This is a genomic window from Flavobacterium sp. UW10123 (assembly GCF_040538975.1).
Taxonomy (GTDB): Bacteria; Bacteroidota; Bacteroidia; order Flavobacteriales; family Flavobacteriaceae; genus Flavobacterium.
In genome coordinates this window covers 351,052-364,850 of sequence record NZ_JBEWQE010000002.1, presented here as the reverse complement: position 1 = coordinate 364,850, position 13,799 = coordinate 351,052, and the positions used below count along the sequence as shown (strand labels likewise).

At 33.6% G+C, this 13,799-nt stretch carries 12 protein-coding genes; 7 read left to right on the top strand and 5 right to left on the bottom strand.

Annotated features, from left to right (window positions below; all coding sequences use genetic code 11):
• Positions 1-28: 28 nt before the first annotated feature.
• Positions 29-790 (top strand): C40 family peptidase, encoded by a 762-nt coding sequence (locus ABXT06_RS03890; RefSeq protein ID WP_354589571.1) that lies wholly within the window; start codon positions 29-31, stop codon positions 788-790.
• Positions 791-1,018: 228 nt separating this feature from the next.
• On the opposite strand, the gene ABXT06_RS03885 is transcribed toward ABXT06_RS03890, so the two are convergent.
• Positions 1,019-1,864 carry an AraC family transcriptional regulator gene (locus ABXT06_RS03885; RefSeq protein WP_354589570.1) on the bottom strand — a complete coding sequence of 282 codons (846 nt, stop codon included), beginning with the start codon at positions 1,862-1,864 and terminating at the stop codon, positions 1,019-1,021.
• A gap of 116 nt (positions 1,865-1,980) precedes the next feature.
• Here ABXT06_RS03885 and ABXT06_RS03880 point away from each other — a divergent pair, with 116 nt between their 5' ends.
• The 4 genes from ABXT06_RS03880 (at position 1,981) to ABXT06_RS03865 (ending at position 4,702) form a co-directional block, all read left to right on the top strand.
• Positions 1,981-2,967: an aldo/keto reductase gene (locus ABXT06_RS03880; RefSeq protein ID WP_354589569.1), complete on the top strand. Its 987-nt coding sequence runs from the start codon at positions 1,981-1,983 to the stop codon at positions 2,965-2,967.
• A gap of 208 nt (positions 2,968-3,175) precedes the next feature.
• Positions 3,176-3,781: an NAD(P)H-dependent oxidoreductase gene (locus ABXT06_RS03875; protein ID WP_354589568.1), complete on the top strand. Its 606-nt coding sequence runs from the start codon at positions 3,176-3,178 to the stop codon at positions 3,779-3,781.
• A 2-nt stretch (positions 3,782-3,783) separates the two neighbouring features.
• Positions 3,784-4,062 (top strand): putative quinol monooxygenase, encoded by a 279-nt coding sequence (locus ABXT06_RS03870; RefSeq protein WP_354589567.1) that lies wholly within the window; start codon positions 3,784-3,786, stop codon positions 4,060-4,062.
• Positions 4,063-4,225: 163 nt separating this feature from the next.
• Positions 4,226-4,702, top strand: a complete 477-nt coding sequence (locus ABXT06_RS03865; RefSeq protein WP_354589566.1) for a DUF3291 domain-containing protein — start codon at positions 4,226-4,228, stop codon at positions 4,700-4,702.
• Positions 4,703-4,774: 72 nt separating this feature from the next.
• Here ABXT06_RS03865 and ABXT06_RS03860 read toward each other — a convergent pair whose 3' ends face one another.
• The gene (locus tag ABXT06_RS03860; protein ID WP_354589565.1) at positions 4,775-8,452 is read right to left on the bottom strand and encodes a PKD domain-containing protein; all 3,678 of its coding nucleotides are present in this window, start codon (positions 8,450-8,452) and stop codon (positions 4,775-4,777) included.
• Positions 8,453-8,711: 259 nt separating this feature from the next.
• Positions 8,712-9,431: a class I SAM-dependent methyltransferase gene (locus tag ABXT06_RS03855; protein WP_354589564.1), complete on the bottom strand. Its 720-nt coding sequence runs from the start codon at positions 9,429-9,431 to the stop codon at positions 8,712-8,714.
• Positions 9,432-9,733: 302 nt separating this feature from the next.
• On the opposite strand from ABXT06_RS03855, the gene ABXT06_RS03850 reads away from it, so the two are divergent.
• Both ABXT06_RS03850 and ABXT06_RS03845 read left to right on the top strand, forming a co-directional pair.
• A complete protein-coding gene (locus tag ABXT06_RS03850; protein WP_354589563.1) occupies positions 9,734-10,615 on the top strand; it encodes a LysR family transcriptional regulator in 882 nt (293 codons plus the stop codon).
• Positions 10,616-10,927: 312 nt separating this feature from the next.
• Positions 10,928-12,214 (top strand): DUF2130 domain-containing protein, encoded by a 1,287-nt coding sequence (locus tag ABXT06_RS03845; RefSeq protein WP_354589562.1) that lies wholly within the window; start codon positions 10,928-10,930, stop codon positions 12,212-12,214.
• Between the two features lie 56 nt (positions 12,215-12,270).
• Here the strand turns inward: ABXT06_RS03845 and ABXT06_RS03840 are convergent, their stop codons facing one another.
• Entirely contained in the window at positions 12,271-12,702 is a 432-nt protein-coding gene (locus ABXT06_RS03840) for an META domain-containing protein (RefSeq protein WP_354589561.1), read from the bottom strand.
• A gap of 105 nt (positions 12,703-12,807) precedes the next feature.
• Positions 12,808-13,581 (bottom strand): META domain-containing protein, encoded by a 774-nt coding sequence (locus ABXT06_RS03835; protein ID WP_354589560.1) that lies wholly within the window; start codon positions 13,579-13,581, stop codon positions 12,808-12,810.
• Positions 13,582-13,799: the final 218 nt, after the last annotated feature.

Genomic DNA, 13,799 nt, shown 5'->3' with positions numbered 1-13,799 from the left:
TGATTTTCAACTTTATAAATTTCCTTAGATGTTTGGAATTTGCAATTTAGCCATAGTACCCGTTCGAGCTGAAGCTAGTGACAGAAGTGAAATCGTAACACAGCTTTTATTTGGCGAACATATCGAAATTTTAGAACGCCATAATCAATGGGCTAAAATAAGAATTCAGTTTGACGACTACGTTGGCTGGGTCGATTCTAAACAATATCAGGAAATTACCAAAGAGCAATTCGATCTTTTGAGCAAAGAATCAATTATCTTAAATGCTGATTTAATTGATTATATCACTGCACCAAATAATCTATTGCTTCCTATTCCGCTTGGAGCTTCTCTATCCTTTTTAAATAATAGCGAAATCAATACTTCCAACTTTGATTTTGAAGGAACAAAAACCAGCGGCATCAAACCTAAAAGCGCCTTAATCAAAACCGCATTTATGTATTTAAATGCTCCGTATTTGTGGGGCGGAAAAACACCTTTTGGAATTGACTGTTCTGGATTTACTCAAATGGTTTATAAGTTAAACGGTTATAAAATTCATCGTGACGCTTCTCAGCAAGCGCTTGAAGGAGATCCGTTAAGTTTTATTGAAGAGTGCGAACCAGGCGATTTAGCTTTCTTTGATAATGACGAAGGAAACATTACTCACGTAGGCATCATAATGGAAAATAACTACATCATTCATGCAAGTGGAAAAGTTCGCATTGACCGTTTGGACCACACTGGAATTTACAATCCTGAATTAAACAAACATACACATAAACTTCGCGTAATTAAGAAGATTATATAATTAAAGGCTTTAAATTAAAGTACACAGATAAAACGGATTCGCTTTGCAAAAACGCGGATTTACACGGATTTTTTATTTTTTTTCTCTCGCAGATTAAGCAGATTAAAAAAAATAAATCTGCTTAATCTGCGAGAGAAAATTAATAAGCAAAAAAAATCATTTTTAATCCACTTAATCTGTGGCAAAAATAAAATTAGTGCAAATTCGGGAAATTCGTGGCTAAATAATCTAAGCACTCAATCGAATCGTCTTTCTAAACTCAGACGGACTATACCCTTTTTGCTTTCTAAAAAACTTATTAAAGTGGCTTTCATCCGTAAAACCAAATTCATACGCAATTTCGTTAATACGCTTCTCGCTGAATTGCAAACGATGCTCTATCAATTTTGTTTTATAATTACTTATGTACTGTTGCATCGTTTCGCTGGCATGTTTCTTAAAATAGCGACCTAAGTACGTATTCGAAATTCCGAAATAATCGCTAATTGATTCCGCTTTGATTTTTTCAGGATAGTAAATATTATTCTGAATATATTGCAGAATATCCATTGCTTTGGCTTCCGTATTTATGGTTACTTGCTCAGGAAGATATTTTGCAATATTTCTTGCCACAATAATAATCAACGTATTCACCAACTGCTGAATCAATTCCTGATTGTAAACATCTTTATCTTTATGTTCTCGACAAATTGCTTCAATCATTACTTTGACCAAACATTTATCAGGATCATTTTTAAGAATGCAGCCTGGCTGATGATTTGCGTTTTGAAGAATATACTCCAATCGCTGAATATTCTCATTCTGCAAACTTGAGTTTTTTAAATAAATATCATTAAACCTCAAAAAGAAAAATTTCGTTTTGGTTTCAATGGTAAAATTATGACAATCCTCAGGCGTCAATAAAAACAAATGCCCAGGATCATATTCAAAAATATTCTTATTGATACACTGTCTTCCTGTTCCTTCTAGAATATAAACCAGTTCGAAAAAATTATGACGATCTCCAACATCTGGATATTCATTCAGCGTTTCAAAAGAAACCGTAAAAGGTTCGTATAAATTTTCTTTTTTCATAATCTCATTTATTTGAAGATGCAAATATACCTAAAAAAGACAAATATATACCAAATAAGAATCACAAAAACAGTATAATTTTGCCTCATCAATTTTAAACATAAAAAATCACAATCATGGAATATAGAAAACTAGGCAACTCAGAACTTGAATTATCAGCTATTACATACGGTGCATTTGCCATTGGCGGAACCATGTGGGGCGGTACAGAAAAGAAAGATTCAATCGAATCTGTTCAAGCTTCTATTGACCACGGAGTTACTACAATTGACACTGCTCCTTTTTACGGATTTGGTTTAAGCGAAGAAATGATCGGCGAAGCTATAAAATCTTACGACCGTTCTAAAATTCAATTACTTACTAAATTTGGTTTGGTTTGGGATGGAAGCAATAACGGAAAGGGCGATTTCTTTTTCGACGCAGATGATAATGGAAAAAAAGTTCCAATCTACAAATACTCATCAAAAGCAAACGTAATTAAAGAGGTTGAAGAAAACTTAAAACGCCTTCAAACCGATTATATCGATTTACTGCAAATTCACTGGCCAGACTCAACAACACCAATTTCTGAAACAATGGAAGCCGCAGAAAGCTTAATTCAGCAAGGAAAAATCAGAGCATTTGGAGTAAGCAATTACAATGTTGCACAAATTCAGGAAGCACAAAAAACAATTCAAGTCGCTTCAAATCAAGTGGCTTATAGTATGTTGAACCGTAAAATTGAAGAAGAGCTAATTCCTTTCACAGTTGCAGAAAACATCGGAATTATCGCTTACAGTCCAATGGAAAGAGGTTTATTGACTGGAAAATATTTTACAGACAGTAAATTAAAAGAAAACGACCATAGAAATGGATATTTCAATCAGTTTGATCTTCAAAAAGTAAAAACTTTAGTCGAAGAATTAACTTCTTTAGCTCATGCAAAAGAAGCAAGTTTATCACAATTAGTATTACGTTGGACATCTTTACAAAAAGGAATTGCAATTGTTCTAGCAGGAGCAAGAAACGCAGAACAAGCTATTTCAAACGCCAAAACAATGGATTTCGACCTATCTGCTTCAGAATTAGAATTCATCAATCAGGCTATTGCTAAAATAAAATAATTTCATCAAACGCATAGAGACATGGTTCCAAGCAATAACAATCTATGCCTCTATGTGTTTAAAAAAATCTCGAAAATTAAATAATTTAGAATTTGTGCGTGTCCCTCCGGGTCGGGCTTTCAGCTATATCTTTTGCTCCATTTCATTACGCAAAAGGATACCGCCTCAATCCCTCACGCATCACGTATCCATAACAACATAAAGTAAAATGAAAAAGATATTCATAATCAACGGCGGGCAAAAATTCGCACATTCAGGAGGACAATTCAATAAAACCGTTCAGGATTGGACAGTTGAATTTCTTTCAAAAAACAATAATTACGAAATAAAAACAACGCACATCGAAGACGAAATAGATCTTCAAAAAGAAGTAGAAAAATTCGTTTGGGCAGATTTAATTATCTATCATACACCGGTTTGGTGGTTTCAAATTCCGAATCTTTTCAAAAAATATATCGATGATGTTTTCACACAAGGACACAACAACGGAATTTACAAAAGCGACGGAAGAAGCCGTGTAAATCCTGACATCAATTACGGAACAGGTGGACTTTTACACGGCCGTAAATACATGCTGACCACAAGTTGGAATGCGCCCGCAACTGCTTTTACCCTTCCAGGAGAATTCTTCGAAGAAACTTCTGTTGATGACGGCGTTATGTTTGGTTTCCACAAAATGAACAAATTTACAGGAATGGAAAAAATAGATGGATTCCATTTTCATGATGTAGAAAAAGGCGCAACCCCAGAAAATATTGCTATATTTAGAGAGAATTATACGAAACATTTAGAACAAACTTTTAAAAACTTATAATTATGATTTCGATTACAGCAATTTTAAAAAGTAAACCAGAGCATTTAATTGAAGTTCAAAACCTGCTGACACATCTAGTAAACGAAACTAGAAAAGAAGTTGCATGTATTCGTTACGATTTACACACTTCCGAGAATGTTTTTATTCTTTGGGAAGAATGGAAAGATCAACCGGGATTAGACTTGCATAACAATCAATCATATCTACAAGAATTTATCAAAAAAACCGAAAATCTGGTTTCAAGCCCAATTCAGGTTTACAAAACTGCACAGATTTTATAAGTTTAGTTTACCACGAATTACACAAATTTTCACGAATTGTTTTTTTAATTTAGAATATAAAAATTAGTGCAATTCGTGTAATTCGTGTAATTCGTAGCAAAAAAAATCCTACACAATATTCAGAAAAAAGCTAAATTGCCTAAAATTCAGAAACCTATATTTTATGAGCAATTATCACCTTGCCGAAATTAATATTGCCAAGATGAAAGGAGTCGATATTAACGACCCAATTATGAAAGAATTTGTAGACAATTTAGATGCTATAAATACCATAGCTGAAGAGAGTGAAGGTTTTGTCTGGCGCTTAAAAGACGAAACTGATAATGCTACAAGCCTGAATCCGTACAATGATGAACAAATTATTATCAACGTTTCTGTTTGGGAAAGCATCGAAACTTTAGAACATTACATGTACAAAACTTTTCACAGCGACTTTTTAAAACGCCGAAAAGAATGGTTTCAGAAATTCGGAAAAGCGCATACTGCCATGTGGTGGATTCCAAAAGGTCACATTCCTACGCTTGAAGAAGCCGTTGGGAAATTAGATTATTTACAACAGAATGGAGCTTCAGAATTAGTTTTTAATTTTAGGTCTAAATTTCCTGCTCCGAAAGTAAAAAACACTTCAGAAATAGAGTAAATATATTTAAAAAACAAAAAAAAGACTGCAATCTATTACGATGCAGTCTTTTCTTTTTATTTTAATTTTAAACTATTGCTTTATTATTTTCTGGCTAAAAGTCTTTTTAGACGAAGAAGTCAAATTTAAAAAATATACTCCTTTTGCCTGCCCTCCCAAATTAATAGCTTTACTATTATTATTTTTGGTTTGGAATTTTTCGTTATAAATCACTTGTCCAGCAACATTAAGAACCGTAACAGTATAATTATCTCCAGAAGATGGTGTTGTCAAGTAAAATACATCGCTTGACGGATTTGGATATATTTGAACGCCATCCAAATTAATTGGTTTCTGAGGTTTTGCACTAGATAAATTTGGTCCATTATCTATTTTAAAATTATCAAACCAAATTCTTGTTCCGTACCCTGAGGTATTCTTTATTTTAAGCAGCACATTCTTTTGATTCTTCACAATGCTTAAATCAATTTTCTCTTCTCTCCAATCAGAGTTTTTAGTCGGAATCCAATCATTTGTTTCATTTGTTGATGGAGTTGACTTATCGTCTTCAATTGGAGGCGAAACAGTCTGCAATTGCAATTGATTTTTTAAATAAACTGAAGTCCATGTTGCTCCACAATCTGAAGACGCGAATATCTCAATTTTATCAGGAGCAGGTGTTGGATCAAAGGCATTTAAATATTGGGTATATGCTAAATCGAAGTATAAAAACGGACTTGAAGCAGAAGAAAAATCAAATGGTTTTAAGATCAGCTCGTCAATCAAACCTGAAGGGTTATCTGCATTATTAATAACCAAACAAGACAAATCTCCTTTTCCAACATCAGAACGTTTCTCCCAAGTTATAGCATCTTTATCAGGGTTAATAATTTCCCAATCCTGAATAGGAAAACTTGGTTCAAAATTCTCAAAATACGGAATACTGTTTTTTTCTTTTACAACCACTACTCCTGTTTTATGCATTACGGTTCCAATTCCATAAAAATTAGTAGCTGTTAAAGTAACATCATAAGTTCCTGGGTTTTCATAAATAACACTTGGCGTTTTGCTTGTAGAAGTAGATGGAGAACCACCTGGAAACGACCACAGCCAAGAAGTTGGTTCTCCTGTTGAAATGTCCTTAAATGCAATTGGCAAATCACTGCATATTTTATCATTTTCTATGGCAAATTCTGAAAACGGACTTTCTTTACTGTCAAAAGTAAATTTAACATTGTCAATCCATATTCTAGATCCATATCCCGAAGTGTTTTTGAATTTAAGCAAAACATTTGAAGAACCTTTAAATTCTGTCAGCAATATTCTTTCTGTCCTCCAATGCGAATCTACGGTCGGAATCCAGTTATTCGGGTCGGAGCTTACAAATGTTTCCAACTCCATATGCGTCTTTAAATAAACACTTTTCCATGTAACGCCACAATCTTTAGAGGCAAGAATTTCCAAAACATCCGGACTTTCAGCATCAAATTTTGCGTAGGCAACATCAAATGAAAAATCGGTTACTCCGATAGACATATCGACTGGTTTTAGAATAATTTCATCAATTGCACCAACCTTATCATTATCAGCATTATTCATTACCATACATGATGGCGAATTATGCCCTGCATCTGCTCGTTTCTCCCAAGTCAATTTATTGTCTGGATTCACAATCTCCCATTCTGCAGGTGGAAAAGAATTTTCAAAATTCTCAGTATAAGAAATCCTGTCTGGATCAACTATCTTTACAAAGTTACTTTTAGTTAAAACTGTTCCTGTTCCATTTGGATTTTTTGTTGAAAGCGTAACTGCATAAGAACCTGGCGAATTATAAGTTACCACAGGATTTTTATCTGTAGAAGTTGCTGGTGATCCTCCTGGAAAAGACCATTCCCAAGATGTAGGGTTTCCTGTTGAAACATCTAGAAACGGAACCGTAAGATTTGTGCATCTTGTGTCTCTAATATTTGAAGTAAAATCAGAAATCGGAGTTGCTGCTTGTGTTACGGCTACATTTACGTTATCAATCCAAATTCTAGTTCCGTAACCAGATACATTTGCAAATCGAATAGAAACATTTGCATTTCCTTGATAGGCACTCAAATCAACAACTTCTTTTCTCCAATTAGCATCGGAAGTTGGCACCCAATTATTTGCTAAAGCAGTTGGCACTTCGGTAGTCTGCAAAACCGTATGTGTTTTAGAGTAAACATCATTCCAAGTCTGTCCGCAATCTGTTGAAACCTGCACTTTTAAAACATCTGGACTTGCATCATCAAATTTTGTATAAGCTACATCAAAAAACATCTGACTATTTTGTCCTGCCGTAAAATCAAAATACGGCAATCTTATATAATCTAAAGAACCCAAAACAGCATTATCTGCATTGTTCATAATCATACAAGAACTGTCGTTATGTCCAATACCATTTCGCTTTTCCCATTCTAATCCATTATCAGGATTAGAAATTTCCCATCCTCGTGGAGGAAAAGTTCTCGAAAAACTCTCCGCTAAATTTACAGCCGATTTTTGGTCTACTTCAGTATAATTAGGTGTTTCTATGGCATTTGTTCCTAAAGAATTTGTAACCTCTAATTTTACCTTGAATACTCCTGAAGTATTATAAACAACAGTCGGATTCGATTCTGTAGATGTAGAAGGAGTTCCGCCTTCAAAAGTCCACAACCTTGAAGTAGGCAAACCTAAAGAGCGATCTTTAAAAACAATTGCTTTTCCAGAACAAACCGCAGTAGTACTACTAGTAAAATTTGCTACAGGCGCAGATTCTATCACTCCAACGGAGCTTAGATTACTTTGCTGCCATAAAAAACCTCTTGGATATTGTGCCACAGAAGTATCATCTAACCAATAAGTCATGGCATTAGTCTGGTCTCTGGTAAACATATTTTGACAGTCTACATTGTAATCCATGTGATTCTCAGCATTGGCATAAACCCCACAACTATTGAGTACATTTCTAGCACAGCCTTCACCAACTTTTGTTGGCGGAGTATCGGCCATACCATCATTTATAAGATCGCAATCATCTTGAAAAGTATGTTTTAATCCAAAATAGTGGCCGAACTCGTGCGTCATTACTTTTGCAAAAGCAGCACTGGCATCAGATCCGCATGTGCTTCCAATATATCTATGATTGTAAGTTACTCGGGGAATAGCATCTTGAATTGGCAAAAATGCATGTCCGGAACCAACAGATCCTTGACCTGTATTAGGCTCATCAACAACTAAAACATCCAGATAATATCTGCTATTTTTACCATACCAAATATAATTGTAGATTTTAGGATCATACCCATCACTCACATGTGCCTCTGGATGCCAGTCCAAACCAGGTATTTCTAATGGGTTTCCGTCTGGATCAACAGTTGCCAAAACAAACTGAATATTCATTTTACTTTTAACACCATCAAAACGAGGGTCCGTTGTAGCATATTCGGGAAACAAACCATTAAAATCTTTATTTACAGTAAGCAAAGCATCATCGATTCTGCATTTCATCTGCTGTTTGGTTAAACCGCTACTAACATTGGTTCCGTCTGTAAGAATATGAAATACAACCGGAATAATATAAGGCGCTGAAGTCATTTTTGCCGTACTCCCTTTTTTCCAGGTTTTAATTTTTGATAATGATTTTACGAAAGCGGCCTCTTCTTTTTGAGATAATTGGGTACCGCATCGGGTTGGATTCTGTCCAAAGGACACAAAAAACTGAAGCAGAAAAACTGCTCCAAAAAAGTAGTGTTTTTTCAAAATGGTAGTTATTAGGTTAGTGATACTGGTTAATTCCCATAAAATCAATAAAGAGACGCGTCACTTTATCCCTTTATTATTTTATGTATTGTTATTTTTTTTGATAAAAATATTTAAATGAGACACAAGAAAATGATATTATCTTATTGTAAATCAATTGTATATTAACTAGTTCCGATCAAAATTTCAAATTACTACCAGAAAATAAAAAACTGCCCCGTAAGGCAGTTTTAGCGAAATATCTATATTTTTTTTGTGTTTAATTGACGCCCTGTTTTATTCCTCCAAAAGCTCCAAAACACATGTTTTTATGCAAAATTTCTGCTTTAGAAAAACCTACTTTTTTCATCAAATCCAATTGATAATTCATAGATCTTGGCGAATCTTCTTTTTCGATATAATCCAAAACTTTCTGGCGGTACTCTGCCCCTCCTATTCCTTCTAAATATTCACCGTAACGTTGCCAAGTATATTCATTCAATAATTCTGTGTCTTGCGTGATCAAATCTGAAATCATTAAACAGCCTCCTGGTTTCAATAATTTAAATAATTTAATGAAAGTAGTTTCCCAGTCCTGATCATCTCTTAAATGATGCAAAACAGCACCCGCCAAAATAATATCAAAGCTATTTTCTTCTAAATCTATTTCTCGAATATCGCCCTGTTTGATTTCGACTTTCCCGTTTGTTTCTGCTGAAACTCTTTCAAAAGCGCGATCTAACATTGGCAAACTCAAATCGGCCAAAGTGCAATTCAAGTTTGGCACTTTTGACAACATTTTTAAAGTATAATTTCCTGCTCCGCAACCTACATCCAAAACATTTGTAGCATTTGGAACAATACGTTTTGAAGCTTCAGTTATTAATTCCAAAGAAATAGTAGCGTCGATTGTAGCGACTTGTCCAGTTTCTAAGTTTGAAAATCGTTCGACATCATTGTCAAATCGTTCTTTGATTTCTGCAATAGTTGATTTTTTCATGGTCTTTTGTTTTTTTAATCTCTCGCAAATCAAGAAGACTGAGCTAATCTTTTTGCTATTATATGATTGGGATATTATTATGATTAAGATGATTTATCTAAATTAATAATCTGCCATATCTTCTCAATCTGCGAGAAACTTATTTTGTTTTAAAAGGTTATAAGTTTTTTGTTATGGGTTATTCGTTACAACTCTCACTTTTAACGTTTCACTTCTAACATTTAACCTAAAATCAAAACTATTCTTTTCATAAATACTTTAAAAATACTATTTTTATCAATTAACAATACCTTTAAAGTATCATGGAATTACGCCACTTAAAATATTTCTTAGCTGTCGCCGAAGAACTGAACTTTACCAAAGCTTCAGAAAAACTCTTTATTTCTCAACCGCCATTAAGTCGGCAGATTGCTGAATTGGAAGAAGAACTTCAGGCAAAACTTTTTATCAGAAACAATAAAAAAGTAGAACTTACCGAAGCTGGAAAATATTTTAAAGAAGAAACTACAGCTCTTTTTCAGAATTTGGAACGTATTTCTGAGAAAACAAAAAAGATAGCAGAAAATGTTTCGGGAGAATTCAGAATCGCCTATATCAGTTCGATATATTCTGCTGTCATTTCAGATTTAATCAAACATTTAAAGGCACAATTTCCTTATGTTAATTTCAAACTTTTCGAAATTTCAACCACAAAACAAATTGATGCTTTAGAACAAGGGAAAATTGAAATGGGAATTATTCGATCACCAATTCAGTCTCCTAAAATAAAACCACATTTATGGTTTAAAGATGGTTTCTCATTAGTTTATAATAAAAAATCCATTCATATAAAGTCAGAAAATGAAATTGCAAATCTAAAAGACGAAACGTTTGTATTCTTCAATAAAGATTACGCTCCACATTATCATGAAGTTTTATTAGAACTTTGTGCTTTTTATGGCTTTACACCAAAGATTATTCACGAAGCGAATAATATTAACTCAATCGTGCAATTAGTCAAAAACGGCTTGGGAATTTCGATTGTTCCCTCAAACGTTACCAAAAATAATCAAGATTCTGAGATCGGTTTTATTGAATTAAAAAAAGTGAATTTATATACGAATGTTTCCTTGATTACTTCAAAAGACGATGATTCTGAGATTACTCGATCTGCTGTTGAGTTTTTATTGCCACAAAGGCGCTAGGACGCTAAATTTTTTTTAAATCTCGCAAAGTCGCAGAAGCGCAAAGTTTTATTTACAAAATGTAAAAAATTAAGTTTCATGCAGATTTAGCAAATTTGATTTTTATAAATCATCTGCAGAATCTGCTTAGATCTTATAAAATCTGCGTGAAATAAAATCTTTGCGCTTCTGCGATTTTGCGAGAGGCATAATCAGAATACATTGTGGCTATAAAAAAATTCGTTACAAATTAGTACAGAAATCCGCATCACAAAAAGAGAACTTTTAAATATCTTAGCAAATTCAAATTCTACAATAAAATTTCAATATAAAATGGCTGAGCAATCTTCAATTCAGTGTCCAAACTGCGGAACTCCTATCGACGTAAATGATGTTTTAAAACATCAATTGGAAGATAGCATCCGTAAAGAATTCCAACAAAAAGCAACTATTCAAAATAAAGAATTAGAGCTTAAAAACGAACAACTGGACAAAGCCAAAGCCGAATTTGAAGCGAAGAAAAAACAGGAAAACGAACTTTTTGCAGAACGTCTAGAACGTGAAAGAAAAATTGCAGAAAAAGAAATCTCTGAAAAACTAAAAACCAAACTTGAAGAAGAGAACAAAGACCGTTTGCTTTTAATGGAAAAAGAACTCTCTGAAAAATCGGAAAAAATCAGGGAATTAAATAAAATGGAAGGTGAAATCGCAAAATTGCAGCGCGAAAAACTGGAAATGAAAGAAGCTATTCAAGCCGAAGCCGAAAAACAATTGAACGCTCAATTGGCTATGGAACGCGAAAAAATCAGAAAGCAAGAAGACGATAAAAACGAACTGAAATTCAAAGAACTTCAGAAACAGCTCGAAGAACAAAAAAAGCTGACGGAAGAAATGAAGCGCAAGCAGGAACAAGGTTCTATGCAGTTGCAGGGCGAAGTAATGGAATTAGCGATTGAAGAATGGCTGGCAAATAATTTTCCTCTTGACAGTATTGATGAAATTAAGAAAGGTGCAAACGGCGCCGATTGTCTTCAGGTTGTAAACACCAGAGAACATCAAAATTGCGGTTCTATTTATTATGAAAGCAAGAGAACAAAAGCATTTCAGCCTTCTTGGATCGAGAAATTCAAAAACGATATCAGAACCAAAAGAGCAAACATTGGAGTTTTGGTTACAGAAGTTATGCCTTCGGGAATGGATCGAATGGGAATGCGCGACGGAATCTGGATTTGTACCTATGAAGAATTTAAGGGTTTGAGCGCTGTTTTGCGTCAATCTTTAATTCAAATTAATCAAGCGGTTCAGGCTCAAGAAAATAAAGGCGATAAAATGTCTATGTTATATGATTTTCTTACGAGCAACGAATTCCGTTTACAGATAGAAGGAATTGTAGAAGGTTTCACTCAAATGCAAAGCGATCTCGATTCTGAAAAAAGAGCGATGCAGAGAATTTGGAAACAGCGCAAAAAACAAATTGAAAAAGTAGTTCATAATACTTTAGGAATGTACGGTTCTATTCGTGGTATTGCTGGAAATGCGGTACAAAGCGTAAGAGCTTTGGAGCTGGATTTTATTGAAGGCAACGATGAAGAGGAAGAAACTAAAGAATTATTTGAATAATAATATTTTGATAAAAAAAAAGGCTTCGAAATCAATCGAAGCCTTTCATTTTTTAATTAACCTTTTTTAAAAGACATTGTTAGTCCAAATTGGTTAGAAAGAAAAAGTTTATTATCCTTAATAGAATAACCAGATGTAGTTTTTAACAACTGTACCAATTCCCCCTCTTTTTTTGCATCGCACTTTTTAGTTTCCGCAGTAAAATTTGAAAATTGAATTTTCCCATCACCTTTTGAAACTAAATTTCCCTTTACAGCATTACATCCAGTCGAACCAGAAAATGCAGATGGCGTAATGACAATTTTCGGAGCACTTGAAAAATCTTTATCGGTAATAACTTTTCCGTTTAAGTTTTCCAAAATCCAAGTTTGCTGTAGTTTCTTTTCAACTAAGTCTTGACTGGTAGCCGACGTTGCTGTTGTTTCCTTAGTCGATTTACAACTGCAAACTAAAACCATTGCAATTAATAACAGTAAAATCCTTTTCATGTAAAATAAATATTTATAAGTTTTATTTTACAAAAATATTTTAGCGCTAAAATGTACAAGATCCGAATAGGCTTTTTTTTAGATACAATAAGACATTTTAAAATCCTAGTCTACCTTCTTAAAAACAGCTAATTTTTTAGAGGGATTTGACAAAATAAGCTGATTATTTTCAATAGAATATGTTGTCGTACTTTGCAACGCTTTTAAGAATTCGCCCTCTTTATTTCCTTGCGGACAAGCCATTAGCGTTGAAATTACTTTAGCGAAACGCAAAACATCTTTTTCAAAAAAGATTTGTCCTGTTACGGAATTACAGCCTCCATAACCCGAAAATCTATTTTCAGTAGAATTAATCTCGATTCTCGGAAACTCTTTCTGAAAATCGGTTGCAAAGACTTTATAACCATTTAATTCTTCCAAAACCCAAATATCATGAAGTCTATAATCTGTCAGATATTTTCCGCAACCACTTAATTTCTTTGTTTCTAAATCTGAATTATTTTTAATTTCGACTTTTACACTATAAGGAGAAATCGCACCAGACATAGAATCTTGACAATCTAGTTGTTGGATGCTAATCATGGCTGAAGCAGTTTCATTACCTACTTTATACATTTTCACATTAGCATCCATCGCTCTAATGGCTTCAACAGCTGGAAAAGTGATTTTTTCCTTTCCCGGAATTAATGATGTAAAAACGATTTCTTCATTTCCCATTTTGATTCCCCAAAACGGTTCGTTTCCAGTTGCTTTAAAATAATATTTTAAATCTTCTTCTGTAGAACTTACAGAAGATGTTGTGCCAGATTCCTTGTTTGCAGTCGTTTTGCAACCGATTATTAAAGCTGATAATAACAATATTGAAAGTATTTTTTTCATGAGATTTTAGTTTAAAAATATTCTTTAATAAAACATCGGTAAAATTCTTATGAATTTACGATATTTTTTTGAAACGCTTATTTAGAATCCTTTCAAATTTAGAAAAATGAAATTACTTCAAAATCATTCAAAACCTATACTACGTAAAAGATCACGACAAAATACGTAGTAAAAAATCCTATCATTTACTTAAAAAATAAATTAATTACGTATTTTTA

Coding starts and splice junctions, on each gene's coding strand:
- ABXT06_RS03855 (WP_354589564.1), bottom strand. CDS start 9,431: ATGAAAAAATCAACTATTGCAGAAATCAAAGAACGATTTGACAATGAT.
- ABXT06_RS03840 (WP_354589561.1), bottom strand. CDS start 12,702: ATGAAAAGGATTTTACTGTTATTAATTGCAATGGTTTTAGTTTGCAGT.
- ABXT06_RS03880 (WP_354589569.1), top strand. CDS start 1,981: ATGGAATATAGAAAACTAGGCAACTCAGAACTTGAATTATCAGCTATT.
- ABXT06_RS03875 (WP_354589568.1), top strand. CDS start 3,176: ATGAAAAAGATATTCATAATCAACGGCGGGCAAAAATTCGCACATTCA.
- ABXT06_RS03890 (WP_354589571.1), top strand. CDS start 29: ATGTTTGGAATTTGCAATTTAGCCATAGTACCCGTTCGAGCTGAAGCT.
- ABXT06_RS03865 (WP_354589566.1), top strand. CDS start 4,226: ATGAGCAATTATCACCTTGCCGAAATTAATATTGCCAAGATGAAAGGA.
- ABXT06_RS03885 (WP_354589570.1), bottom strand. CDS start 1,864: ATGAAAAAAGAAAATTTATACGAACCTTTTACGGTTTCTTTTGAAACG.
- ABXT06_RS03835 (WP_354589560.1), bottom strand. CDS start 13,581: ATGAAAAAAATACTTTCAATATTGTTATTATCAGCTTTAATAATCGGT.
- ABXT06_RS03870 (WP_354589567.1), top strand. CDS start 3,784: ATGATTTCGATTACAGCAATTTTAAAAAGTAAACCAGAGCATTTAATT.
- ABXT06_RS03850 (WP_354589563.1), top strand. CDS start 9,734: ATGGAATTACGCCACTTAAAATATTTCTTAGCTGTCGCCGAAGAACTG.
- ABXT06_RS03845 (WP_354589562.1), top strand. CDS start 10,928: ATGGCTGAGCAATCTTCAATTCAGTGTCCAAACTGCGGAACTCCTATC.